The sequence below is a fragment of the Xanthomonas sp. WHRI 6108 genome, assembly GCF_040202385.2.
Lineage (GTDB): Bacteria > Pseudomonadota > Gammaproteobacteria > Xanthomonadales > Xanthomonadaceae > Xanthomonas > Xanthomonas arboricola.
In genome coordinates, this window is the sequence record NZ_CP168198.1 from 4,562,760 (window position 1) to 4,589,360 (window position 26,601).

Here is a 26,601-nt window from a genome sequence, read left to right on the forward strand (position 1 = left end):
CGCTATGGCAACATGTCTCGAGTCGTTCAAGCGACGCGTCGGGGGACAACTGCAATTGAAGGCCTGAGTGAGAAACTCAGGTTTTTCATATTGTCTGGGGTGGATGCAAAAAGTCTTCAATGTCTCTAGCCGTCAATGCCGGGAGATCCATTGGAAGCACAAAAAACAGACTGCTTAATTTATTTAAATTAGATCAAGGGGGATATGGAATGAAGAAAATACTGTTCTTTTTGCTAATGCTGGTGAGCATCGACAGCTTCGCTGCTGCCTATACGATCGGTGGGAATACGATAAAGTCTCTGGCGACTGGCTGGGTCGGAGAAGGGTTTTTTGTCGATACAGAAGGTCCTCTGCCGAGCGGCGCCAACTGTGGAGCTGGAAATCGCTTCTTAATCCAGCCGACTACGCCGATGCAAAAAGAAATGGTATCCCTTTTACTGGTTGCATTACAGAACAAGTCGCCGATACTTCTATATGTCGACGGTTGCGAAGGCGGAGTAATGAAGTTGAAATCCGTGACTATTTCCAGTCAATGACAATCTAGTAACTGAGGCATTGGTCGATGGATATCGATCCGGGCTGTTGTTCTCAGCCAACCGGCAATTCAACGCCGACCGAAATTGGAGGTCGACGATTGCTATTGATCAAGGAACTTGGCGGGCGCTAGCCCGCCAAGCTGTCATGCGGCGTGAGTCGGTTGTAGTCGGCAAGCAAATGCTCGGTTCTCAGCCGTTCTGGCTAGACGAAGCATAAGGCCATACCCTCGCGCTCAGTCCATTCGGGAGGGTAGTGCGACGAATTCAGGGCAGTTGCTCAGGCGAAGGTTGCTCGGATAGCTGCGGCTGGCCGCGAAACGTTCCAACGCGCGGATCGCGCGAATAGCTGGAACATTGTGAGGTCGACCTGGACCGCCAACGTTTCCCGGATAAATGATAAATATCAGACAATACACGCGCCGGACCTTTTTGTGATTCCACACGCGTAAACGACGGCGGATGATCTGAAAATATTTTCCAAATCCATGCTCGGGAAAGCGCTCAGCCAATTCGGACAACGCAGTGACCTCCTCATTCCGATTAAGACGGCACTGACAGCGCGCCGTCGAGCGAGCCACGCTAACCACCGTATAGTCCCGGAGTTCGCTCTAGCCAGCGCTACGGAATGCCGACCAATACAACGTCATCTATTTATATCACTTGCCTTAATTAAAGCTTGCTCCCAACCCTCTCTCGTTCCCGCCCCAGCTCTATCTGGCAGCTCAGTCACATCCCCTAATAAGCTGATCTCGCCTACTTCATATCTGCGATAAAGGGGATCGACGCTTTTGCGAAAACGGCCCTGAATGCGAACATATCTATAACCAAAATTCCTGAAAACTTTTTCCTGAGTTGACTCGGGCCCACTAATTATAATCACGTTCCCTTGAAAAATCATGTGCGCATAATCAAGTTCATTAGAATAAATCGAAAGCGCACCGCGATCAACTACCAAGTAGCCACTAATTAGTATCACTTTACCATCATAGTCACCTGGCTTTTCTGACAATCTATCAAAGGTGGTGAAACATTTCTCCTCCCCTACTGCATTCACAATACAATCCGGCGGAATAATATTCGATATCCCTTCGTTTCTGCATGCAGAGATTGAAATTGAAATAAGAAATGTGATTACAAGCAAAACTGCAGAAATTTTCACTCTACCTCCTCCACCTTTTCACCACCACCAACGGATTTAAAAAGTCTCATCGAAGGAGTAGATACATAGCCAGTAGACCTCTGCCATCTGTAAGTTTGAATATCCCAATAAGAGAATGGGGAGTATTGATTTCGATTAAAATCTTCAAGCGGATGCGTATGCACATTGTAACCGGCTTCCGCCAAAGGTGATGCAGGAGCCATAAATCCAATCCCAGTTTCCTTATTGAAGACACGCCCAACTCCAAGGTCACGGAGGTACCATAGGCCTGCCAAGTCATTTGAACTAGCTTGCCTAACAATATTCGCAGAAAGTTCGACTCCGTAACGGTTAGAAACAGGCTGGAATACCTTCATAAAATAAATAGCCGCTGAATCTGAACTCCTAGAACCCACCGACTCAACCTTATCTCTCACCCTTTCTACAATTCTTAATGCCGCATTTAGTCGCCCCAGCTCAGTGCCTTTTGCAAACTTGCGAACACCGTCGTTTTGCAGATTATTTATTTCGCTTCCTGCAGAAACGCTACCATTGCTTCGACCGCCACCGCCGTATAGTATTTCAGAACTTGGCGCACGTCCATCCGGGTCAACATACGAATAGGGGCTATTATTAGCGTATGCGTACCTATTGAAGTTACCGCCATCATTGCCACTAGTCTGCATAGGATCAACACTCATGAACCTGCCTGTGGCTCCGTCATAATAGCGTTGTTGCATATATATCAAACCTGTAGTCACATCAGCAATGTGGCCGGTATAACCCACCCCTTCGGTGGCTGTTCCAATAGTCGATCCGTAAGGCTCATATTCTCGACGCTCAATTATATTTCGATTAGCGTCTGTTAGCACAGATACAGAGCCAAGACCATCTGTATGGACGTAACGAATTACCTGCGCTGATGCACTCGTATAGCAACAAACGCAGATTAAAGCCCCCGCAAAAAATCGCATGTCGGAGCGAAAGAAATTATTGACCATATGAGTCCCCACCCCGATATAAAAAAGTAACACTTGATTTGTAAATAAAATTTGGAATCATCCCCCTCGAGCCTTGCTCTATGGAAAAGATCTTGGTCATTCCGCATCCTGCACCACGCTGAGACACTCCAGTTATTTCTAAATAAAAATGCTCAGCCAACACTATATTTAGACAAGTAACCACATGCCCATGACAGCATATGGCGCCGCACATGCTTCATGATATAGAATTGAAGGCAACGCAAAACCCCAGAAGCAAACTTTCGGGATTTAATCACAGATATAGCATGTTAAATATCACCTTGAATTTTTAACTCTCTCGAATCAAAGTTCGCGCTAGTCAATTCAGCAAAAGCTGATAGAGCACAGGAACGATATCTACCGCGGAGCGCTTGGCATGTGACACTCCAGACAACGCAGTACATGCCCCACTCTGCGTACAGGCAAGCACACGATACGAATACGTTCCTGAGGGACGGGACAGCGAAGTCCACGTGGTCTGATCACCCTCGTAAACGGAAGTCCAGGTCAGCCCATCGATACTTTCCTCAACCACATAGCGCACGCTCCCCGGGCTTGCGCTCCAGGTTAGAGCGTCCTTCATCGCTGGCACTTGTCCAAATGACCACTCGACTTCCGCCACGTTGCTGCCGCCCAGTAAAACATATTCTGTCATTTTGGAACGGCGTTGATTCTTCTGAAAGCGCAAAACGCCAGATTGATCATACATCGACCCTACGGTGCCGCTCGATTGTGTTGCCTGGGTACGCCTACCGTTGCCGTCGTACCGATAGCTTTCTTTATTTATTGCCTCACGCAAGCGATTCCCGAAGTCGAAAACGTACCCCTGCCCATTCTTGTTGGTGAGATTACCCTGCAGATCGTATGCAAGACCGACAACAGTGCTTCCGGAGCACTCGTTAATCTTAATATTGGTGAGATGCCAATACGGATCGTAGCAATAGAAATGCTCGCGTCCAGGTGCTTTAACGTAGGTCAGATTATCCAGTGCGTCGTAGCGATACTCGGCGGTGCCGAACATTGGAGATACGGTAGATCTCAAACGATCCAGCCCGTCATATGTCATCGTTCGGTTACCGCGCTGATTGCGGCCAGTCGCCCCGTCTGTTATGGCTGCAACATTACCGTTTGCGTCATAGTCATAGCCATCACTTAATACGATATTGCCACCAAAAGCATCTTCGCTAGTGTCGGGCAGCTGTCGTGCATTCTGCACCATATTGTGAACAATGCCATTTCCATATGTAAACTGCCGAAGCGCTCCGTTTGGATAATAGCTAGCACCTGTCGCGTAGCTCCCGGCCTGCAGGGCTTGACCCAACGCGTTTGGCGCGTAGTCAACAGTCATACCGGTTGGATAACGTTGCATCGCTAGGTGACCGTTTGCATTGTAAATCGAGCTGATCGCCCAGGTTTCTCCATCAGCCTGCGCTTGGCTCTCTCCAACAAGAAGACGACGCCTGTTATAGGTATAGCTGTTGTAATTGGCTACGCCGCTGTTGATCGTCGTGATTTGCTTAACCAAGCCATCCGGCCAGTACGTCCAGCGCTGATTTCCGTTTCCATCAGGGAAAAGCAAGGAGCTTAAACGATTGCGAGAATCATAGGTTCGGTCTGCTCGACGGGCCGCGATCGCGGCACTTGTACCATTTGCGTCGCAACCCACATCCAAGGGAAGACCGGCAGCCGACCATTTTATGTTTCCGGCGGGATCATATCCCATCAGGGTGGCGCCCGTCTCAGGCTCCATTGAACGGCAAAGCTCTTGGTTGCTATTGTAGGCATAACTACGCGTTAGCACTTGAGATGAGTTAGCGTTACGCCGGGTTATCGACATTGGTTTACCAAATAGATCCCGGGCAATATCAGTATAGGTTCCTTCCGGATGCTGGATCCAAACAGGCTTGTCATAAGCGGGCTGATCGAAGACTTGATAGCCTGTAACAGTAACTTGTCCCCGTGGATTGGCGACGCTAGTTTGATTGCCGGCAAGATAACTAGTAACTGTGTTTAGTCGACCAAGCTCAGAGTCCTGGGAGGACAAGGTCATTCTTCCCAGCACGTCGTAGCCGTTCCGATAACCCGTGTTGAGCGCACTGCTGCTTCCCGCATACGAAGAAAATACCAATTGCCCCATACTATCGTATGAAAAACTCTGAAACCGCTGTGTACCAGACTCGTTTGCTGCGTCGTACTCCCGTGTCAGTAGCGGTTGCATCATTGCATCGAAATAAGTGATCTTGCGAGCGTTGCCGGTGGCTACCGTTTGGCGCCAATGACCTGCCGCAATGTCGTATTCCTGAGCACGCACTTGCTCGAAGGATTGCACGGTTGTATTCCAAGCAGAGCTATCGTTCGTAGGATAGGCAATTGCAGACAGGCGGCCCATCGCATCGTAGCTATAATTGGTTGTGTACCCATTCTGATCAGTCGCTGACGTTATCCAGCCACTGTCGTTGACGTTTGCAGAGATTGCAGTCCCATCCGAAAAACGAATCGACTGAGGTATACCTCTTTTCCATAATCCAAGCGTAGTAGAGTTATTATTTCCATCTATGAGGGAAGCGATTGTGCCATCGCTGTTATAGCTAATTATCTGCTTCAGTTTTCCGAAATTATTGATTAAAGTTGGCTGCGCATTGCCGTTATACGATATTTGCCTTTCGACTAGCCCGGTATCACTGTTCGTAGAGCTGGCCTCCTGGCCAAGCACCCATTTCTGAATATTGTCGTAATATGCTTTAACATCGGTTCGTCCGTACCACGGCGTATACCTTAAGACAGTAATCGGCCTCGCAAAAGTATCGTAGTTGCCCACTGAGTATGTGTAGGCCGTACCGTCTTGTCCGATTACTCTGGAACCGAGCGGGGAAACACGAGTCATTTGATCAGAATTTAAATTGGCAGCAAACCCTGTTCCAAGACGAGCTGGCCAAGGGCCATTAGTAGCCGAGACATACCAATTTTGTTCAGTCCTAACCAAATTTGTCCCGATAGCTCCCGAAAATTGCTCCAATTTAAGTAATTGGCTTTCACTTACATCAAATCTATTACTGTACGTGTAGCGAGTTGCGCTTCCGTTAGGTCCTATAACATCGGTCCAGACCGTCGAAGAGCAGCCGGCTCCACAGTCTTTGCTCCAGCTATTGTTTGGGGCCGAATAAGCGTATGACCATATCCGTGATGCAACGCCTGGCCCATAGAATTCTTTCTTAGCAAGCGTTCGAGAGACATATACATTGGGATGAACAAGCGTTCTTCGATTGAACGAGTTATCACATGTGTATGGAACATAAGAACGACCCCGAATGGTCGATCCTACCGTAAAGAGCCCCGTTAACCCGGACGGGTGGCGCATTGTGCCTGTAGCTGTCACCGTGCTTGGTTTGGTGACAAACGAACATCCATTATCAGTCGGATACGCAATAGCCGAGTAGGCAGGTGCAGTACCAAATGCTCCGACATCAAATGCCCATGACGAGCCATCTGGTTGCGTGACCGATACAAGATGGGTCCGCCCGTCTACAAGTACGCCATAACGGTATGACCAAGTCCTAGATGGGGTATCTGATGCTTGCAACACCGCGGAGGTAACACGACTCCCCCCTTCGGTGGTCCCTGTTGAAGCCCAACGTTGAGACCACGGCTCGTAAATCAATGTCAGCGAGCGGCCGTCGCTTGAAGAGATCCTGGTGAGGTTTCCGTCTGCATCATACTGATAAAAAAGCGAGTTTCCGAACCGGTCCTCCACTCTAGAGACAAGCCTCATCGCGATGCTGCGCGTCACTCCGTTTGGCTGACTGAAACCGACATTCGTATATGGCCTGGTGATGGACCAATCCATCCAGTACTTCGTTCCCTCAGGAGAAACCACGAAGAATCCATCGCCAGCTACACCATTCGCTGTTTTCTGCAGGCAACCAATGGCCCATTGGCTCTTGGTAGTTAAGGAGAAATCGATTGTGGCGCCATCTATGGGCATAGCTTGCGGGACGTTGCCATTCGCAGCATCTCTTTTCAATATTTCTTGACGACCCGCACCAGGAATAACAAGCTGATAGCCACCCCACCACTGCTCAGGAGGATAAAATATCGGGCTCGATGCTCCATTATTCAAAACAATTGTCGGGGCCGGAGAAATACCTGTGCACTTCAGCCCAAACCTTTCGGCGCCGATTATGGTTTCAATTTTTGGAACGTCTAGCCGCCAATCAGCAAACGCGCGCGAGGGTGCTTCCGCGAAACTGCGGTCATTAATTTCTAAAGTTCTCGAAAGCTCAATGGGAAGCCCCTGACCTTCTTGGACTATGTCAGTTTGCCGGAAAGAAATCGCTCCTGTGTAGAGGTCGATCAATTCGCCAAAGGGCTTTTCGCCAAGCGGCTGCACTGTTTTGGAACTGCGCACGCGCTTGTCGAACTCTGATTCAGGAGAAACCATTTGTGCTTGCAACGGCAGCGCAAAGAAAATGGCGCCTAATGCGATCAGGCTTTTATAGTTTTCGCCCAACATATATTTGCCTTGATTTATATTTTATAGATAGATGTATCGGCGGGCGAATAAGTAATGCGCAATCTTTCGTAAAAATCTTGATCGCACTTAAATGTCCCGCTTGGAGGACTGCCTTTAGAACCGATATTTAGACGTACCATTATTCTTCAAAATATAAAAACTTTCCCTTACAAGATTGATCATTATCATCAACTATGATCGTTATCTTCTTTCCGGCGGTCATTGCCGCAATCAGAATGGCATAGATCGCCTTGTTGTTTTCGGTGTTTGAATTCGACCAGTACACTGGCTTTCCGGCAGGACATACGGCATTTCCTTCGGTCAGGATAAATGGAATTTGCGTTGGCATATAAGTCGCCTCGACCCGAACTACGCGTCCGGTGATGTACTGCAATGCAGACGCAGGACCCGATATCGCAAACATTCCCAAAACCATGGCTAGTGCTGCAAAAATCTTCATTAATTCCTCGTGATTATTTGATTGACCATATCTGCTTGCAGAACGTCCTGTAAGTCGCCATGCATGCATTGATAAGCAGTGGAAGCGTCCTTGAGATGATCGTAGTAGGTGGCTTTCAATATCTGTCTGCGTCAACTCGTTGAAGACATCGCGTGCTAGCGACACTGGCGAAGCCGACTTGTATGAGCCGCAAGAACCTCCCGACCCGTGCTCCAGAAAATCCAATCGGCTGCGAGCTCCCGCAGATCATTTCGCGGACGCTGTTACTTTGCCAAACGCATCGCCAATATCTTGGTGCGCCCACCAAATCCACAGTCGCCTTTTTCTACAATCAGCTGCACATCAAGATCACGCGTATACGCTGTCAGAGCCATGGCAAGCAGCTCTTGGTATGCCGCATGGTTGCGATCAATAACGAAGTCGTTTGGACCAGCGCTGCAACCTGTGATCGACGCAGTGGAATGATGTAGAGCGATGCCCTCGCCATACCAGCCATTCTCTACGTAAGTGGTTTTTCCGGGGCCAGTTCCCTCGGCGGCCATCGTCGCACCAGACAATGACGCCATTAGCGCCAGCAAGTACTGCAAGCACGACCTTTTACCGAGATGCACCTTAGCTTCCCTTGCTATCAGCTATAAAACGATATCAACGGCCACAAATAGCGCCACGCATGTGCGCAGGCTAGTTAGTAGTTACGTTCCCCTGGTACCTCTGCACGACAAGCAGAGCTAGCCACCCCGGCAGAATGAACAGCCAAGTCAGCTTTGTCAATATGTGATGAAGAGCAAGCGGCGGGTTATTTTTCCCGCCGCCAGTTCACCGAGCCCTTGGTCTCTACCGTGCTGGATTCGGCTTCGATATCGAAGCCGCGGCTGAGCAGGTATTTGAGCGTCAGGACCGAGCCGCTGCCGACCATCGAGACGCCGTAGCCGACGTAGAGTTTCGGCGAGAGATACTTGCCGAAGCCCACCACCGAGCCGACGGTGCTGGATTCGCTCACGCCGGCTTCGTCCAGGCCGAGCTTGGCGCCAATCTGCGAGGCGATCAGGCTGCTGCCGGCCGACAAGGCGGCCGAGGCCGCGCTGACCTGCTGGGTTTCGTCGCTGCTGGCGGTGGACAGTCCGCGGCCGAGCACCAGGTACGACAGCGCTTCGGATTGCGACATCGCCGGTTCCGACCACACATCGGCGCGCGGTGATTCGGCACGGCCGCTGACGTCGATGCCGGCGGTGACATCGCCGACCTTGCGCTCGGCGCGCAGACTCACGCGTGGGTCGGAGACGATGTTGTTGTTCCAGGTCAGCTGGCCACGGCTGATGGTCAGGTCCTGGCCGTAGGCCTTGTAGCGGCCGCGCACGTCCAGCCCGCCGTTGGCAGTCATCTCGCGGCCCGGGCGGGCGCGGATCTGCATCTGCCCGCTCAGCCCGCCCTTCAGGCCGAAGCCGCTCATGTTGACCTTGTCGCCAAGCACGATGGCCAGATCCATATCCAGCGGCGAAGCGGGCGCTTCTTCCGGATCCACCGGGTCCAGCACCACCACGTCCTCGGATACCGAGGTGCCGCGATCCAGGCGTTCCAGGTCGATGTCGGCTTCGGGCACGGTGACCTTGCCACGCAGTTGCATGGTGTTGTCGGTGATGCCGAACTGCATGTCCGGGTTGGCGATGATGCGCAACTCGCTGGTGTTGTAGGCCAGCACGTTTTCGCCGCGGATATTCAGCAGCAACGGCGTGCTGGTGCCGAACCACGACAGCCCGCCATCGATGCTGAGCGTGCCCTGCCCCGACTTGGCAGAAGCAGTGATCTTGGCCGAGCCATCCGGTAGCGCGTCGAAGCGGCCCTTGCCCTCGCTCAGGGTCAAACCCATCGACGGATATTCGGCAGTGAAGTCGCTCAGGGTGGCATCGCCGCCCAGCAGCGGCTTGTCGCGGGTGCCGCGCAGGCTCACATGGCCTTCGACCAGACCCTTGGGCCGCACCACATCGGCCACCACCAGCTCCAGCCAGTACAGCCGCGACATGTTGAGATACAGCTCGCCGTTGAGCGGCGCATACGCATCCCAGCCGGTGTTGAACTTGGCATCGACAAAGCCGGCGCCCTGGAAGCCGATACCGAGCTTGGCCTGGATCTGCTGCGGGGTGAAATCGGCCTGCACGCTGAACTGGTCGTAGCGCAGCAACTCGCCGCGATTGGGGTTGCCGGCCACCGCCGCGTAGCGGGTTTCGCCCAGGCGAATGCCGCCTTCGGGCGAGGCGATGCGGAACGAGCCTTCCCAGGCATTGCCGCGCGGCTTGAAGCTGCCGTCCAGCGACAAATCGCCACGCAGATAGATCTGCCGCCCTTCCTGCTTGGGCAGCCACGGCTGCACCAGCGACAGCGGCAGTGCATCGCCATGCACCACCATGCCCTCACGTGGCCAGTTGGCGCTGGCGCACAGCGCGCCGCCGGTGGCCGCGCCCAGGCAGGTGTCGGAGAGGGTAAACGCGGCGCCATCGGTGCTGAACTGCGCCGGCTGGCGCAACGCCCAGGCATCGCCCTTGGCCGGTGCGATCCGCAGCGTGGCGACCTGGCCCTGCCAACGCTCGCCATTGCGACGGACATCGCCCTGCAGCGCGACGTTGGCCATGCTGTTGGCGATATCGGCATCCAGGCGCAGCGCTTCCACCGCACCGCGTGCCTGCATGCGCACGCTGTCCAGCACCACGCCGGCTTCGATCGCGGTGCCCTGCAAGGCCAGCTGCCCGTCGCTGCCGCGCCACGGCAAACGCCCGCGCAAGCTGATGCTCTGCGCGCTGTAGTCGTTCCAGCGCAAGCCGTTGCCGACCAGGTCGGCAGTGATGTCGGGCGCGTCGCGACGGCCGTTGACCTGCAGCTGCCCGCGCATCGTGCCGGTGGCGCCGGGCAAGACATCGTCCAGCTGCAGCGGCTGCAATTGCGCGGCGATATCCAGCTGGTCGCCGACCTTGCCCTTGGCAGTGATGCGGCTATTGCCCAGCGACAGCTGCAATTGGCCCTCGCCCTGTTCACCACGCAAAGCGAACTTGCCGTTGGCCGACAGCGCGCGTTGACGCAGCTGGCCGGTCAGGCTCGGGATATCGGCCGTGGCCTCGAAGCCCGGCGACACGCCACCGGCCGGTGCCGGCAACTGGCGGCCCTTGGAGGCGACCTTGCCGGAGAGATTGCCGTTCCAGCCCGGCGCGAAGTAGCCCGGATCGAACTTGGCCAGTTGGGCAGTGACATCCCACTGCAGCTCCGGGGTCCAGCCCACCTCACCGGTGAGATCCAGCGAGCCGCCCGGGGTCTTGGCCTGCACCTGCTTGAGCTGCGCACGTTGATCGTTGCCGCGGCTGTCGAACACCAGCGCGGCCTGCTGCCCGTCGCGCTCCAGCGTGGCGCGGCCGATCGCCGCCCACGCCTTCAGGTTACCGGCCACGCCCAGCCGCGCATCGACCAACTCCACCGGCACCACCGGCGCATCGGGGGTGGCCGGGTCCGGCGTCGGAGTGAAGCGCAGGCCGCTGGCGTTGACCGCAAAACGAAAGCTCGGATTCTGCGTGTCGCGGAAATCGGCAGTCCCACGCAACTGCGCGCGGCCTTCGAAGGCATCGATCACCAACGGTTCGACGGTGATGACCTGGTCCAGCAGGCTGATGTGCGAGGGCTGCAAGGTGGCGCTCAGCTCGCCCTGCTTGACGCTGCCTTGCAGGTCGGCGTTCCCGCCCTTGCCGGAGGCCTGCAGGTTCAGCGCGATCGGTGTGGCCGGGGCGGCGTACTCCCCATTGGTGGCCGGCGTCAGCAGCGAGGTATCCAGCGCGTCGGTGACGGCCTTGAAGGCCCAGGTCGGATCGTCACGCCCGGTGAACACCAGGCTGGCCTGCAGCGGTGCCGGCGCGCGGCCGGCGATGGCCACTTCCATCTTGTCCAGATCGCCGCGTGCGACCAGCCCCAGGCTGGCCGGGGTGCGCCCACGTGCGGCCGGCAGCACCGCGGTGGCGGTCAGGTCGGCGCGGTAATCGTCGTTGGGCACGTAGTCGCCGTGCAGGCGGAAGTCGCCCATGTCGGTATCGACCACCAGATTGCGCGTGCGCAATTCGCCGGTGGCCACTTCCAGTCCGCCCTGCACCTTGTGCAGGACGATCATCGGCTGCTGCAGCTGGGTGATGCGCAGATTCTCCACGGCGATCTTGTCGGCCTGGATCGCCAGCGGCACGTTGATCTGCGGCAGCGATTCGGGCCAGCTCGGCAGCGTGAACGGCTCCTCGCTCTTGCCCAGATTCAGGCTGGCATTGCTGACCTGCACCGCATCCAGTTGCAGCTTGCGCCCAAGCAAGGGGCGCAGGTCCGGTTCCAGGTACACACGCTCGGCGGTGAAGTGGATGTCCTGATAACGGAAATCGACATCGCGCAGGGTCAGTGGGCCGGCCACCGGGCCTTCGACCTTTCCGTAGGTAAAGGTGGCACCGACCGGCAGGCGCGCGGTCACCTGCGCCAGCAACACGTCGCGCCCGGCCACGGTCTGCAGCAGCCAGTACACCGCGATCAGCGCCAGCAACACCAGGCCCAGCACGGTCAGCCCCGAGCCCACCCAGAACCGGCGGCGGCGGTAGAAACGCGCGCGGCGCGGTGCGGGGGGTGGCGTAGGGGTCGGCGTACTCACAGGTTGGCCCCGATATCGATATAGAGCTGGAACTGCGAGTCGGGGTCGTTCAGGCCATGCGCGATGTCCACGCGCACCGGGCCCACCGGCGAGCGCCAGCGCAGGCCGAAGCCGATACCGGTGTGCCAGTCGGGCGTGTCGTCGAAGGCGCTGCCGCTATCGACGAACACCGCGCCGCCCCAGGGGCCGCCCTTGAGGTAATGCTCGTATTCGGCACTGGCGGTGACCACGTTCTTGGCACCGAGCGCGAATTCGTCCGGCTTGGGCGTGCGCGGGCCCACTTCGCGGAAGGCATAGCCGCGGATGCTGTTGGCGCCGCCGGCAAAGAAGCGCAGGCTCGGCGGCATCGCCACCAGATCACTGGTCCAGGTGGTGCCGCCTTCGCCGCGCAGGATCACCCGGCCGTTGTCGCCGGCTCCCAGGAACCAGCGCAGCTGGCCGTAGAGCTGGCCGAAATTGGTATCCGAGCCGGCGCCTTCTGCACCGCCGCGGATGAACGCCTGCCCGGACACGCCACTGCGCGGGAACAGGCGGTCGTCGACATTGACGTAATTGACCTGCAACTGCGGATAGATCAGCGTGGAGGTCTCGTAGACCGCATCGGTGAAATCGCTGCCGCTGCTGAACCGCCAGCGCTCGCGCAGGGTGTTGATCGAGGCGATCGCACTCCAGCGCTCGTTGATCTGGCCGCTGCGGCTGCCGGTGAGTTTGACGTTGCGCAGGTCGATGTACTCGGTCTGCTCGTCGTAGAGCCGCGCCGACGCGGTGTACCAGCCATCCAGCCAGCGGAACGCCGGCACGCGGTAGCTGGTGGTCAGGCTCTTGCGGTTCTGCGCGTAATCCAGCTGCGTGTCCATCTTGTGGCCGCGCGAATTGACATAGCGCCGCTCCACGCCGCCACGCACACCGGCGCCGCTCTCGCTGCCGTAGCTCAAGCCGGAGGTGTAGACGGTGCGCTTGGCGCGGGTGAGCTTCACATCCACCGGTACCCGGCCCTGGTCGTCGGCTTCTTCCGGCTTGGGCTGGATGTCGATGGTGCTGAAGTAATCCAGCTTGGTCAGCGACTCGCGCAGGCGATCCAGCTTGCCTTCGTGGTAGTAGCTGCCCTCGTCCCAATACACCAGCGGCTCGAACAGGCCGGGACGGAAGTAGTCGTAGTCGAAGCGCACCTTGCCCATGTCGTAGCGGCGGCCGCTGTCCCAGTTCAGATCGATATCGGCGGCGTGCTCGGCGCGCGTCACCGCGACACGGCGCTGGGTGAAGTCGGCATCGAAGTAACCGCGCTCGGCCAGCCGGCGGGTGATGCGCACCTTGCTCGCTTCGTACTGCGGATGGCTGAAGACCTGGCCTTCGCGCGGTTCGAACTGCTTGAGATCCTGGCCCAGGTAACGGTCCTGCTCGGCCCAGCCGGTGATGGAGATATGCGACTGCCGCACGCGTACCGGTTCGCCGCGCTCCACGGTGATCACCACGGTCACCTTGTCGCCGGTGCGCGGCGCGGCCAGCTCGATGGTCGGCGAGTAATAGCCGAACGGTTCCAGCGCCTCGCGCGTCTGCCGTTCGGCCTGCGCCAGCAGATACTCCAGCCGCGACTCGCCTTGCTCCTTGCCGACGGCCTCATACAGAGACAGGGAGACCTCGATGTTCTCGATCATCTCGGCGTCGGCGTCGTCGTCCAAGCCCTTGATTTCGATCTTGTCGATGGTCGCCCGGGCAACCGCTTGCAGCGGAACGAACAGGGTGCACAGCAGGGAGAGAGCAAACGCGGCTTTAAGCATCGGCAAAGGATACCCAGCCTGGGCGTGAAGGGACAAAAAAACTGAAGAAACACGCCTATACGGCATCGGATAGAACTCGGTACAGTCGGTACGTTGTTAACGTTTCGTTGACACCCATTGCGTGCGGCCCCCCGATTGCCGCGCGCCCGTTCATACCTTTGGAGAGAGAGGTGCGTTTCATGAAACGTCATTTGCTGGTCACCGCCGTGTGCACCGCCCTGACCATGCCATCGCTTGCGACGGCACAGGATTCAGGTGAAGTGACTCAACTGGACAAGGTCACGGTGACAGGGTCGTTGATTCCCCGGTCCCAGGTCGAAACCGCGACCCCGGTGTTTTCGATCACCGCTCAGGACATCCAGCGCCGCGGCTTCAAGGACGTCTACGACGTGCTGCGCTCGCAACCGATGGCCACCGGCTCGGTCCAGGACGGTCAGTTCAGTGGCGGCTTCACTGCCGGCGCCAAATCGCTGAGCCTGCTCGGCCTGGACCCCGGCTTCACCCTGGTGCTGATCGACGGCCGGCCGATGGCCGATTACCCACTGCTCTACAACGGCCAGAGCAATTTCGTCGACCTGGCCAGCGTGCCGGTGGGCATGGTCGAACGCATCGACGTGGCGCCGGGCAACCAGTCCTCGATCTACGGCTCCAGCGCCATTGCCGGCGTGGTCAACATCATCCTGAAGAAGCGCATGGACGGCGTGCAGATGAATTACCGCATGGGCACCTACGATGGGGGTGGCGGCAACAACCAGCGCTTCCAGCTCACCGGTGGCAACGAGATCGGTGGCGCCAACATCGTGTGGGGCCTGCAGCTCAACAATCAGGATCCGATCTACGGCTACCAGCGCCGCGATTTCGATTCCACCAGCGACAATCCTGACCCGACCCTGCGTTACGGTTCACGCATTGCCTTGCATAACCTGCCCACCACCTATCTCGATCCGGGCGCCGAAAATTGCGCTGCATTGGGACCGCTGTTCAATGGCTCGGTGCAGTACGACAACCGCGCCAACCGCGGCAACTTCTGCAGCAGTCGCGCCGAGCCGGGCTACGCCAGCATCCTCAACAAGGAACGCAGCGCCAGCGGCTATGCCAACCTGAGCTATGCCTTCAACGATAACGTCGAGCTGTACTCGACCCTGCTGCTCAATCGCACCAAGGTCGAGGTCAATAGTGGCCCCCGCTTCTGGCAGACCTCCTCCGATACCGGTGGTTTTTTCTACAATCAGGACAGCCAGCAGCTCGAAAGCTATCAACGCATCTTTGCGCCGGAGGAAACCGGCAATCAAAACTTCAACAACGACCGCCAGACTGCCGACTCCTACAACATCGCGCTTGGCCTGAAAGGCGGCCTGGGTGCCAGCAACTGGACCTACGATGCCTACTACGCACGCTCGGAATATCGCATCGAAAGCCGTCAGCAGTGGCCGCTGGCCGACCGCATCGAAGATTTCTTCCGCGAACAGTTCCTTGGCGCTCCGCAGGGCGAGTACTACGGCTACCCGATCTATTCACCCAACGATGCCAACTTCTATCGCGCCTTGACGCCGGCGCAGTACCGCAGCTTCAACGACGAAATCCGCACCAAGTCCCGGACCTGGACCCAGAACGTCAACCTGCAGCTGACCAACACCGAGTTGTTCAACCTGCCGGCCGGTGCGGTCGGCGTCGCCGGTGTGGTGCAGGCCGGTAATCAGTACTGGACCAACCCGACCGACCAACGCGTGATCGCTGGCGACTTCTACCAGCTGACCGGCACCCAGGGCAGCGGCAAGCGCGAGAACTGGGCGGCGGCCTTCGAAATGCGGGTGCCGATCCTGAGCACCTTGACCGCCAATCTGTCGGGCCGCTACGACGACTACAAGAACCAGGGCGGCGGCGGCGATTCCAAGTTCACCTACAAGGCCGCGCTGGAATTCCGTCCGATCGATTCGCTGCTGTTCCGCGGCAATTACGCCACCGCGTTCAAGGCACCGGACATGGCATTTTCCTTTGCTGGCGACAGCGGCTTCTTCCAGGGCGTCAACGATTACTACCGTTGCGCACTCGAAGAACCCAACGTGCCGATCGCCGACTGCACCTATGGCGGCACCAGCATCCAGGGCCGTCGGTCCGGCAATGCGGATCTGAAGTCGATCACCGCAAAGTCCTGGGGTGCCGGCGTGGTGTGGTCGCCGAGCGCAAGCTTCAGCGTCAACGCCGATTACTACAACATCAAGATCGATGACAAGGTCAGCGACCTGAGCACCGATGCCCTGCTGCAGAACGAATCGGCCTGCCGGCTCGGCGCCCTGGATATCAACTCGCCGACCTGCGTCGACGCGCTGTCGCGCATCGATCGCACGGCCGCCGATGCGCCGGTACCCAATCGCCTGAGCAACATCCGCATCAACCCGGTCAATATTTCCAACGAGGAAATCTCCGGCGTGCTGACCAAGGCGACCTACAACCTGGCTACCGACTCCTGGGGCCTGTTCGTGTTCGACGCGCAATACAACCTCACGCTCAAGCATGAAAGTCAGCAGTTCCCGCAAGACCCGGTGCGCGACCTGCTGAGCGAGCCGTTCTTCTCTTCCGAGTTCCGCAGCATCACCAATGCCTCGATCACCTGGCAGAAGGATGCGTGGACCACCACCTTGTTCGGCCAGCGTTACGGACGTACGCCCAACTTCACCGCACAGCAAAGCACCGATGGCTATGCGGTGGAAGGCGCACGCAAGGTCGGTGCGTGGACCACGCTCAATGCCACGCTGGACTATGCGGTCAACGACGACATCTCGCTGACCGCCACGGTCAACAACCTGGCCGACACCCGGCCGCCGCGCGATCGCACCTACAGCAGCTATCCGTACTACAACATCTTCAACTACACCGGTTACGGACGTTCCTACATGCTGGAGCTCAACTGGCGTTTCGGCGCGCACTGAGTCAGCCAGGGTGGTATTTGCCAACGGCAGCCACGGGGCTGCCGTTGTCGTTTTGAGACAAGCGTTTTTGGGTCGAGCGCTTGGGGATCGCCGCTGCTGCGAGTGGGCGAACTTGGAGTGGCCAGACACGACGAGGCTGGCGACACGCAGGCGTTTTCGATTGCGGGCATAGCGCATACATCGCGGCGGCGTCTCCGCGTCGTTTCGCTGGCCGTTGTCAGCGTGCGTCGGTCTGGATCAGGCCGGCGTGCAACAAGGCCTGCCGCAGCGGCCCCAGCTGCGTGGCGTAGCGCCGCCATTCTTCGACGTTGCGCCCATGCACGCCTTCGCGCACCTGCACGCTGCTCAGCGTGGCCGACGCGGCCGCATTGCGGGTGATATCGATCTGCCCGGGCTCGATCTGCAACCCGCAGCGCGCCATCAACTGCTGCAATACCGCAGATGGATCGCGCACCATCTGCGCATAGTCCACATCGATCACCCGGCCCGGCAATGCCGCGCGCCATTGCGCCATCAGGGCGTGATACGCCTGATAGTGGCGCGCCAGCGTGTGCAGGTCGTAGCTGTAGGCGTAAGAATCACCGAACAGCGCGCGGTAATTGGAGAAGCACACCGCCATCGGCTCGCGTACCAGATGCACGATCAATGCCCCCGGCAAGGCGCGCGCGATCGCGCCGATCGCCACTGCATTGGCCGGTAGCTTGTCGATGTACCAGCGTGCCGATCCGGCTCGCCATTGCGTCTGTTCCAGGTAACGCGCGCCGATCTGCGCGTAGTCCAGCGTCGGCAAGGCCTGCAGCAGGCGCGCATCCAGCAGGCTGCGACCGGCCTGGTCGGCGCCCCAGCGCAGTTGATGGCCGAAGTCGTTCAACTCGCCAGCCGACACGATCTGGGAATGGTTGCCCAGCATCCGCTCCAGCACCGTAGTGCCCGAGCGCGGCAAACCGAGCACGAAGATCGGTTGCGGACCGTGTGCGACGGGGGCTTGCTGCGCGGCGAACAGGCCCTGGCCGGCCAGCGCACCCAGCTGCGCGTACAACGCCGCCTCGGCGTCGGCGTCATGACGCAGGCGTGCATGCATCACCGCGTTGCCGTGCTGTAGCGCGTTCCAGGCGGCCCCGGTCTGGCCGAGGTCTTCCAGCTCCTTGTACAGCGCGAACGCCAGCCCGGCGCGATCTTCGCTGTCGGGTTTGGCGAGCTGCAACTGCCGACGCAGTTGTTCCACATGGTTGCTGCTGGCGCTCTGCCGGCGCAGGCGCGCACGCGTCAACGCCGCGCGACCATAGCCGGGCGTGTGCGCCAGCGCATGCTCCAGCGCCTGCGCCGCTTCATCGAGGCGACCATTGAACTGCAACTGCACCGCAAGGAAAAAACGGAAATCCGGTCCATCGAATCCGCAGGCCTGCGCCTGCTGCATCATCGCCAGTGCATCGACATGTTCGCCCAGCGATTGATGCACGTGCGCGAGCAGGGCCAAGGTCGCGCCGTCCTGGCACTGCGTCACCGACGGGTGCCGCAGCAAGGCATGCAGTGCGCGATGCTCGCCGACCCGCAACAAGGCCTGCGCCACGCGGCAACGCATTGTCACGTCGTCGCCTAGATCGTTTGCGGCCAGCCGCAGCTGCACAACCGCCTCGCGCATCCTGCCGTTGGCCAGCACGGTGCCGGCCAGCAGCACGCGGGCCGCCACATGCGCCGGCTCCACCTCCAGCAGCGCCTGCAACGCAGACGCCGCCACAGCCAGGTCGCGGCGTGCCAATGCGGCCTGCGCGGTCTGCCAGTGCGCCGCGCCGGCGGACGCGGCCATCAGCTGGACAGATGCTCGATGGCGGCGACGCTGCCGAGGCGGTCGCCGAGCTTCTTCAGCAGGGCCAGACGATTGGCGCGCAATTGCGCGTCTTCTGCATTGACCATTACCCCGTCGAAGAACGCGTCCACCTGTGGGCGCAACCGCGCCAGGCGTGCGAGCACGGCGACGTAGTCGTGCCGGTGCAGCGCATCGCCGGTATCGCCGATGGCCGCTTCCACCGCTTCGGCCAGGGCTTCTTCGGCCGGTTCGCGCAGCAGCGTGGTGTCGATATCGCCGGGGATCTCGCCCTCGACCTTGCGCAGGATGTTGCGGATGCGCTTGTTGGCTGCGGCCAGGGCTTCGGCTTCGGGCAGCGTGGCGAAGATGCCGATCGCATCGATGCGGCGGTCGAAGTCGTAGAGGGAGCCGTGGGTCGCGCCCAGGTGCGCTCCTACGAGCCCTGTAGGAGCGCCCTCGGGCGCGACCGAGAACAGTGCGGCGACCGCGTTGAAGTGGGTGGCAGGAACGCCCTTGTCTGCGTAGTAGCCGCGTAGGCGGTCGAGGATGAAGTCAAAAATCTCTGCTGTAGTCGCCTCTACATTTGGCACCCATAGTCCGCCGCCTTGACGCTCTGCGACATTGACGCCGTGGGTCTTGGCGGCTTCAGCCGCTGTTTGCTGTTTACTAGCTTGCGACGAGGCCAAAGCGGAATTAACCAAACCCACTGCTTTCTTGATCAAATCAAGTAGTGATAAGTCAAACCCACTCTCAATCACCGTCCGCGCCAGCCCCAGGGCATTGCGCCGCAGCGCGAACGGGTCCTTGTTGCCGGTCGGCTTCAAACCGGCCGCAAAGCCACCAGCCAAGGTATCCAGCCGTTCGGCAATCGCCAGCACCTTGCCCAGCGGCGACAGTGCGATGTCGTCGCCGGCAAACCGCGGCTGGTAGGCCTCGTCGATGGCCAGCGAAATCTCGCTCGGCTCACCGGCGGCCTTGGCGTAATGACGCCCTGCAATGCCCTGCAGCTCCGGGAATTCGTTGACCATGCGCGATTGCAGGTCGTTCTTGGCCAGCTCCGCAGCGCGACGCGCCTGCGCAGGATCGGCGCCCACCTGCGGCGCGATCGCCTCGGCCAGCGCCGCCACACGCGCGGTCTTGTCGGCCACCGTGCCCAGCTTGGCCTGGTAGGTCACGCTGGCCAGGCCCGCACCCATCGCCTCCAGGCCCTGCTTGAGGTCTTCGTCGAAGAAGAACTTGGCATCGGCAAAGCGCGGACGGATCACCCGCTCGTAGCCCTTGGCGACTTCGGCCACGTCCTTGGAGACGATATTGGCGATGCCGATGAACTGCTCGGTCAACTTGCCGCCGTCGTCCAGCACCGGGAAGAATTTCTGGTTGATCTCCATGGTTTCGATCAGCGCTTCCTGCGGCACCGCCAGGAAGTCGCGCTCGAAGCTGCACAGCACCGCCGACGGCCATTCGACCAGGTTGACCACCTGCTCCAGGTTGTCGTCGCTGATGCGTGCGCTGCCGCCGGCCTGCCTGGCGGCGGCTTCGACCTCTTCGACGATGCGCGCACGGCGTGCATCCGCATCCACCAGCACATGCGCCGCGCGCAAGGCCTCGATGTAGTCGCCCGGTGCCGCCAGCGATACCTCGCCCTGATGCATGAAGCGGTGCCCGCGGCTGAGGCGATCGCCACGCACGCCCAGCAGCTCGGCCGGAACCACGCTGTCGCCGAACAGCAGCACCAGCCATTGCACCGGCCGCGCGAAGGCGTATTCGTGCGCGCCCCAGCGCATCGGCTTGGGGATCGGCATCGCGGCGATCGCTTCGCGCAGAATGTCGGGCAGCAGGTCGGCGGTGCGCGCGCCCGCCGTCACCGCGCGGTGCACGAAGCGCTCGCCCTTGGCGTCGCTGGTGCGCTCCAGCGCGGTCCAGTCGATCCCGGCCTTGGCGGCGAAACCGGCCAGCGCCTTGGTCGGCTTGCCCTCGGCATCCAGCGCGATGTTGAGATACGGACCCAGCACTTCGGAGCGCTGCTCGGGCTGCTCGGTGGCCACGCCCGGCAGCAGCACCGCCAGGCGGCGCGGTGTGGACAGCGGCTTGGCATCGCCCCGGGTGACCGCGACGCCGCGCTTTTCCAGACCGTGCAGCACGCCATCGAAGAAAGCCTGCGCCAGACCCGGCAGCGCCTTGACCGGCAGCTCTTCGGTGCCCAGTTCGATCAGCAGGGGAAGTTGTTCGCTCATAAGACGTGGACCTTTACGTGTTCCCTTCTCCGGTCGGGAGAAGGTGCCCCGAAGGGGCGGATGAGGGTACGGGCGAAGCTCTGTGGTGTTTGGGTGCAGGAGGGCTACACCTCGTCCCCTCACCCCAACCCCTCTCCCGGGGGGAGAGGGGTCTGCTGTCACTTCTCCCAACGGGAGAAGGTGCCCCGAAGGGGCGGATGAGGGGACCGGCGAAGCTCTGTGGAGTCTGGGTGCAGAAGGACTGCGCCTCCGTCCCCTCACCCCAACCCTTCTCCCGGGGGAGAGGGGCTTTGGTTACTTCTTTACTCCGGGAAAGCCCAGCTTCTCGCGTTGTGCGTAATACGCCTGCGCCACGCCCTGCGCCAGCGCGCGCACGCGCAGGATGTAGCGCTGGCGTTCGGTCACGCTGATCGCGCGGCGCGCATCCAGCAGGTTGAACGCATGGCTGGCCTTGGTGACCTGCTCGTAGGCCGGCAGCGGCAGGCCGACCTCGACCAGGTGCCTGGCTTCGGCTTCGCAGGCGTCGAAGCGATGGAACAGTTCGGCCACGTTGGCATGCTCGAAGTTGTAGGCGCTCTGCTCCACCTCGTTCTGGTGATAGACATCGCCGTAGCTCACCGGCGTGCCGTCCGGGCCGTAGGTCCACACCAGGTCGTAGACGTTGTCGCAGCTCTGCAGGTACATGCACAGCCGTTCCAGCCCGTAGGTGATCTCGCCCAGCACCGGCTTGCACTCCAGTCCGCCGGCCTGCTGGAAGTAGGTGAACTGGGTGACTTCCATACCGTTGAGCCAGACTTCCCAGCCCAGGCCCCAGGCGCCGAGCGTCGGCGATTCCCAGTTGTCCTCGACAAAGCGCAGGTCGTGCACCTGCGGATCAATGCCCAGGGCCTTGAGCGACCCCAGGTACAGGTCCTGGATGTTGTCCGGGTTGGGCTTCATCGCCACCTGGTACTGGTAGTAGCGCTGCAGGCGGTTGGGGTTTTCGCCGTAGCGGCCGTCGGTGGGGCGGCGCGAGGGCTGCACGTAGGCCGCATTCCACGGCTCCGGTCCCAGTGCGCGCAGGAAGGTGGCCGGATGGAACGTGCCTGCGCCCACTTCCAGGTCCAGCGGCTGGATCAGCACACAGCCTTGCTCGGCCCAGTACTGGTTGAGGGTCTGGATCAGACCCTGGAAAGTGATTGGAACGCGCCGGGAATCGGACATGCAGCAAAGGCCGTGCGGAAGGGGTGCGCTAGTATACCGGCCGACCCGCAGCGCTTTGCCGCGGAGCACCGCCGCAGGGGAACATCGAACATGGAACAGCGGCGTACGGCCGATCCAGACAGCGCAGCGGCGATCCTGCCGCGCGGCCGGTTGATGTTCGACCCGGTGGCTGCCGCGTTGCTCGCCGATGGCATGGTGGTGCCGCACGAACACGAGCGCGTGCAGTTCTCCGCCGCCGGCGTACGCAATGCCAGCGAGGTGCATCCGCTGGTGCTGCTGGCCAATCTCAAGCTGCATGCCGCGCAGCCGCCGGCCGGCGAACTCGGGCTGGAACGGCTGACCGAATGGCTGGCCACCCGCACCGGCCTGCGCTATCTGCGCATCGATCCCACCCGCATCGATGTGGCCGCGGTCACCGGTGTGGTCTCGCATGCGTATGCGCGCCGCCACCGCATCCTGCCGCTGGCGCTGGATGCCGAGCGCGTGCTGATCGCCACCAGCGAGCCACTGGCGCTGGAATGGCTGGCCGACGTGCAGCATCTGAGCCGGCGTCGCATCGAGCTGGCATTGATCAACCCGCTGGACCTGCATCGCTACACGATGGAGTTCTTCGGCGTGACCCAGTCGGTGCGCGGCGCGCGCGGCGATGTGCGCAGCGCCGAACCGGGTGCCGGCCTGCCCAGTTTCGAGCAGCTGGTGGAACTGGGCCGCGCCGGCGACGTCAATGCCGACGACCACCACATCGTGCATATCGTCGACTGGCTGCTGCAGTACGCCTACGAACAGCGGGCCAGCGACATCCATCTGGAGCCGCGTCGCGAGGCAGGGCGCATGCGCTTCCGCATCGATGGGGTGCTGCACAAGGTGCTGGAAGTGCCACCGTCGGTGATGACCGCGGTGGTCAGCCGCATCAAGGTGCTCGGCCGCATGGACCTGGCCGAACGTCGCCGCCCGCAGGACGGCCGCATCAAGACCCGGTCGCCGGGTGGGCGCGAGGTGGAAATGCGCCTGTCCACGATGCCCACCGCGTTCGGCGAGAAGTGCGTGATGCGCATCTTCGACCCGGATTCGGCGTTCAAGAGCATCGAGCAGCTCGGCTTCAGCCCGGAAGAGGCCGCCGGCTGGAGCGCGCTGGTCGAGCGCCCGCACGGCATCGTGCTGGTCACCGGCCCGACCGGCTCGGGCAAGACCACCACGCTGTACTCCACGCTCAAGCGTCTGGCCACGCCGGACGTGAACGTATGCAGCGTGGAGGACCCGATCGAAATGATCGCGCCCGAGTTCAACCAGATGCAGGTGCAACAGAACATCGACCTGGATTTTGCCAGCGGCGTGCGCACGCTGCTGCGCCAGGACCCGGACATCATCATGATCGGCGAGATCCGCGACCTGGAGACCGCGCAGATGGCGGTGCAGGCTTCGCTGACCGGGCATCTGGTGCTGTCGACGCTGCACACCAACGACGCCGCCTCGGCGATCACCCGCCTGCTGGACCTGGGCGTGCCGCATTACCTGGTGGCGTCCACGCTCAACGGCGTGCTGGCGCAGCGGCTGGTGCGCACCCTGTGCGTGCACTGCAAGCGCCCGCATACGCTCAGCGACGATGAGTGGGCGGCGATCCGCGAGCCGGGCGAAGCACTGCCGCAGGTGCTGAACGTACACGCGCCGGTCGGCTGCCTGGAATGCCGCCGCACCGGTTACCTGGGCCGTGTCGGCCTGTACGAGTTGCTGCCGGTGAGCCCGCGCCTGCGCAGCCTGATCCGCGCCGACACCGACCTGGCCAGCTTCAGCCACGCCGCGCGTGGCGAGGGCCTGCGCACGCTGCGGCGCACCGGCCTGGAGAAGGTCGCCGCCGGGCTGACCACGGTGGAAGAGGTGTTGTCGGTGTTGCCACCGCGGGACTAGGCGGATCGACTGGGACTTGCACGGTTACCGGCACAGGCGACCCTCGCCTCACCCCCCGCTCCCCGCCCGGCCCACGTTTGCGACGCGGGCGCTCCAAGGCACGCGCGCCAGTGGCGCGCAAGCCGTGCCCTCTCGCCCCGGCGGGAGAGGGGCTCGCTCCGTTCTCCCACCGTTTGCTCCCTTCTCCCACCGGGAGAAGCTGCCCGAAGGGCGGATGAGGCTACGTCGGCACGCACATGCCGCCATTGGCAGGGACCAGGCCTCACCATTGACCAGGTACACGGCACGGCCGAGTACAACCAGATCGGCGGCGCACGATCACCGCGGCAACCGAGTCGGAAACCGACGTGGCACAAGCCATCTCAGCCATCACTGCTCTTACATCCACACAGCGCAAGTCACCAGCGCCCCGCCCCCCAGCCATCAGCACATAGCCATCCGGAATAACCTTAGCTGCATGCGTTGGCACGCCACTTGAAAAAAACCGCCTGGAGCTGCCTACAATCGGGCACATCAGTCGCTGCTGGATTTCCGTCCGCATGTCCGCCTTGCCGTTCCTGATCATCGAAACCGGGCATCCCGTGCCGGAGATGAAGCGATACGGCCGTTTTCGGCACTGGATCCGCGTCGCGGCCGGGCTGGCCGAGCATGAGACCGTCGCCGTCGATGTCGCCAATGGCGGCCGCCTGCCCGACCGCGACGGCTTTGCCGGCACCATCGTCAGCGGCTCGGCCGCCTACGTCACCGACCGCGCCGACTGGAGCGAACGCAGTGCCGCCTGGCTGCGCGATGCCGCCCACCAGGGCATGCCACTGCTCGGCATCTGCTACGGGCACCAGCTGCTGGCGCACGCGCTGGGTGGCGAAGTCGACTACAACCCGGCCGGGCGCGAGTCCGGCACCATCGCGCTGGAATTGCACCCACCGGCCGAGCAGGACCCGCTGTTTGCCGGCCTGCCGGCACATTTCCCGGCGCACGCCACCCACATGCAAACCGTGGTGCGCGCCCCGGACGGCGCCATCGTGCTGGCGCATTCGCGGCAGGACCGTTGCCATGCCTTCCGCTGGGGGCAGGCCACCTGGGGCGTGCAGTTCCACCCCGAGTTCGCCACCCACCACATGCGCGGCTATGTGCAGGCGCGCGCCGAGTGCATTGCCCGCCACGGGCACTGCGCCCGCACGGTCGCCCGCGAGGTCACCGCCGCGCCGATCGCCCGCAAGCTGCTGCGCCGGTTCGTGCATCACGCACGCGGCCTGCAAACAGTGACCACTCATCCCGCCGCACACACGCAAAAGCAGCGATAATCGCGTCACGCCGGATGGTCCGGTGCGTATCGATCCGGAATGGGAATGAGCGAAATCCGCAAGGTGCCGGCGTCTGCCGGCGCAGAATGGCTGTTGACCGGTTTCTCGCTGTTGAAGCGGGCGCCGCTGGCGCTTGGCTCGCTGGGGGTGATCTGGAGCGTGGCGGCCACCCTGGTGGTGTCGCTGTCGGTGCTGGTACCGCTGCTGGGCCCGGCCCTGCAGTTCCTGCTGGTGCTGGCCGGCCCGCTGTTCATGGGCGGCCTGCTGTGGGCGATCCGCGAGGTCGACGAAGGCCGCATCGCCAAGCCGTCGCATCTGCTGCACGGCCTGCAGGACGGCCGCGCGCCGCATCTGCTGGTGTCGCTGCTGCCGCAGCTGATCGCCGGCCTGCTGCTGGGCGTGCTGCTGCTGGTGATGATCGGCGCCAGCGGGCTGCAGCAGTTGTCCGAGGTGATGATCAAGATCAACCAGATCAGCCAGTCCGGCGCGCAGCCGGATCCGGTACAGATCGAGCAGCTGGCCGCCAGCCTGCCGGCCGGGCGCATCCTGCTGTGGCTGCTGCTGACCATCGCCACCTTCGCGGCGATGACGCTGGCGCTGTTCGTGATGCCGCCGCAGGTGATGTTCGACCGCAGCACCGGCGGCCATGCACTGCGCGAGAGTCTGCGCGCCAGCCTGCACAACCTGCCGGCAATGCTGGTGTTCTTCGTGCTGGCCTTCATCGCCATCTTCGCCATCTATTTTGCGGTGATGATCGTGGCGCTGATCGTCGGCCTGGTGGCCGGCCAGACCGTGGCGATGTGGCTGGCCCAGCTGCTGCTGATGGCGGTGCTGATGCCGGTATTCGCCGGCTCGGTGTACGCCGCCTGGAAGCAGATGTTCACCCACGCAGGCGCAACCGCGCAGCCCACGGCACCGTCGCGCCCGGATGTGTTCGCCGCCTGATCGCCTTGACCGGCGATGTGCTGACAACAAAACCCTGATCCGTAGGAGCGCACCCGGGCGCGACGAAGCCTTCCACGGGAGAGCCCCAGTCGCGCCCGGGTGCGCTCCTACGGGGGTGATTGCGTTCGGGTGATGCCGGATTGCGCGCCTGCATGGCGGCGCGCCTCACCGC

15 protein-coding genes and 1 pseudogene are annotated in these 26,601 nt (G+C 60.8%); 5 read left to right on the forward strand and 11 right to left on the reverse strand.

What is annotated here, in order from left to right; translation table 11 throughout:
* Positions 1–119 precede the first annotated feature (119 nt).
* Complete coding sequence (locus tag ABQ039_RS19215) at positions 120–536, forward strand: hypothetical protein (protein WP_184611706.1); 417 nt, start codon at positions 120–122, stop codon at positions 534–536.
* 101 nt (positions 537–637) lie between these two features.
* On the opposite strand, the pseudogene ABQ039_RS19220 reads toward ABQ039_RS19215, so the two are convergent.
* The 8 genes and pseudogenes from ABQ039_RS19220 to ABQ039_RS19255 all read right to left on the reverse strand — a co-directional run.
* Positions 638–1,144 (reverse strand): annotated as a pseudogene (locus ABQ039_RS19220) (IS3 family transposase); the annotation flags it as partial.
* 35 nt (positions 1,145–1,179) lie between these two features.
* Positions 1,180–1,695: a hypothetical protein gene (locus ABQ039_RS19225; RefSeq protein ID WP_184611704.1), complete on the reverse strand. Its 516-nt coding sequence runs from the start codon at positions 1,693–1,695 to the stop codon at positions 1,180–1,182.
* A complete protein-coding gene (locus ABQ039_RS19230) occupies positions 1,692–2,675 on the reverse strand; it encodes an RHS repeat-associated core domain-containing protein (protein ID WP_184611702.1) in 984 nt (327 codons plus the stop codon). The genes ABQ039_RS19225 and ABQ039_RS19230 overlap by 4 nt, the downstream gene beginning before the upstream one ends.
* 340 nt (positions 2,676–3,015) lie before the next feature.
* Complete coding sequence (locus ABQ039_RS19235; RefSeq protein ID WP_349778609.1) at positions 3,016–7,206, reverse strand: RHS repeat protein; 4,191 nt, start codon at positions 7,204–7,206, stop codon at positions 3,016–3,018.
* A gap of 139 nt (positions 7,207–7,345) precedes the next feature.
* Positions 7,346–7,666, reverse strand: coding sequence for a hypothetical protein (locus tag ABQ039_RS19240; RefSeq protein WP_184611700.1), 321 nt, complete (start codon positions 7,664–7,666; stop codon positions 7,346–7,348).
* 263 nt (positions 7,667–7,929) lie between these two features.
* On the reverse strand, positions 7,930–8,253 hold the full coding sequence (locus ABQ039_RS19245) for a hypothetical protein (RefSeq protein WP_167706147.1): 324 nt from the start codon (positions 8,251–8,253) through the stop codon (positions 7,930–7,932).
* A gap of 209 nt (positions 8,254–8,462) precedes the next feature.
* Positions 8,463–12,323 (reverse strand): translocation/assembly module TamB domain-containing protein, encoded by a 3,861-nt coding sequence (locus ABQ039_RS19250; protein ID WP_349778610.1) that lies wholly within the window; start codon positions 12,321–12,323, stop codon positions 8,463–8,465.
* Complete coding sequence (locus tag ABQ039_RS19255; RefSeq protein ID WP_184611696.1) at positions 12,320–14,101, reverse strand: autotransporter assembly complex family protein; 1,782 nt, start codon at positions 14,099–14,101, stop codon at positions 12,320–12,322. Before ABQ039_RS19255 ends, ABQ039_RS19250 begins: the two co-directional genes overlap by 4 nt.
* 224 nt (positions 14,102–14,325) lie before the next feature.
* On the opposite strand from ABQ039_RS19255, the gene ABQ039_RS19260 reads away from it, so the two are divergent.
* Positions 14,326–17,031 (forward strand): TonB-dependent receptor domain-containing protein, encoded by a 2,706-nt coding sequence (locus tag ABQ039_RS19260; RefSeq protein ID WP_184611897.1) that lies wholly within the window; start codon positions 14,326–14,328, stop codon positions 17,029–17,031.
* 217 nt (positions 17,032–17,248) lie between these two features.
* Here the strand turns inward: ABQ039_RS19260 and ABQ039_RS19265 are convergent, their stop codons facing one another.
* The 3 genes from ABQ039_RS19265 to glyQ all read right to left on the reverse strand — a co-directional run bounded on the left by ABQ039_RS19265 (position 17,249) and on the right by glyQ (position 22,275).
* Positions 17,249–18,838 (reverse strand): sulfotransferase, encoded by a 1,590-nt coding sequence (locus ABQ039_RS19265; protein ID WP_184611694.1) that lies wholly within the window; start codon positions 18,836–18,838, stop codon positions 17,249–17,251.
* Positions 18,838–21,072 carry a glycine--tRNA ligase subunit beta gene (gene glyS, locus ABQ039_RS19270; protein ID WP_349778611.1) on the reverse strand — a complete coding sequence of 745 codons (2,235 nt, stop codon included), beginning with the start codon at positions 21,070–21,072 and terminating at the stop codon, positions 18,838–18,840. The genes ABQ039_RS19265 and glyS overlap by 1 nt, the downstream gene beginning before the upstream one ends.
* Before the next feature lie 294 nt (positions 21,073–21,366).
* Positions 21,367–22,275, reverse strand: coding sequence for a glycine--tRNA ligase subunit alpha (glyQ, locus tag ABQ039_RS19275; protein ID WP_167764315.1), 909 nt, complete (start codon positions 22,273–22,275; stop codon positions 21,367–21,369).
* Positions 22,276–22,365: 90 nt separating this feature from the next.
* Between glyQ and ABQ039_RS19280 the strand changes: the two genes are divergently transcribed.
* The 3 genes from ABQ039_RS19280 to ABQ039_RS19290 all read left to right on the forward strand — a co-directional run bounded on the left by ABQ039_RS19280 (position 22,366) and on the right by ABQ039_RS19290 (position 26,429).
* Positions 22,366–24,180 (forward strand): GspE/PulE family protein, encoded by a 1,815-nt coding sequence (locus ABQ039_RS19280; protein WP_054591723.1) that lies wholly within the window; start codon positions 22,366–22,368, stop codon positions 24,178–24,180.
* A gap of 539 nt (positions 24,181–24,719) precedes the next feature.
* Positions 24,720–25,484 carry a glutamine amidotransferase gene (locus tag ABQ039_RS19285; protein ID WP_016904252.1) on the forward strand — a complete coding sequence of 255 codons (765 nt, stop codon included), beginning with the start codon at positions 24,720–24,722 and terminating at the stop codon, positions 25,482–25,484.
* Between the two features lie 45 nt (positions 25,485–25,529).
* Entirely contained in the window at positions 25,530–26,429 is a 900-nt protein-coding gene (locus tag ABQ039_RS19290) for a BPSS1780 family membrane protein (protein ID WP_016904253.1), read from the forward strand.
* Positions 26,430–26,601 lie beyond the last annotated feature (172 nt).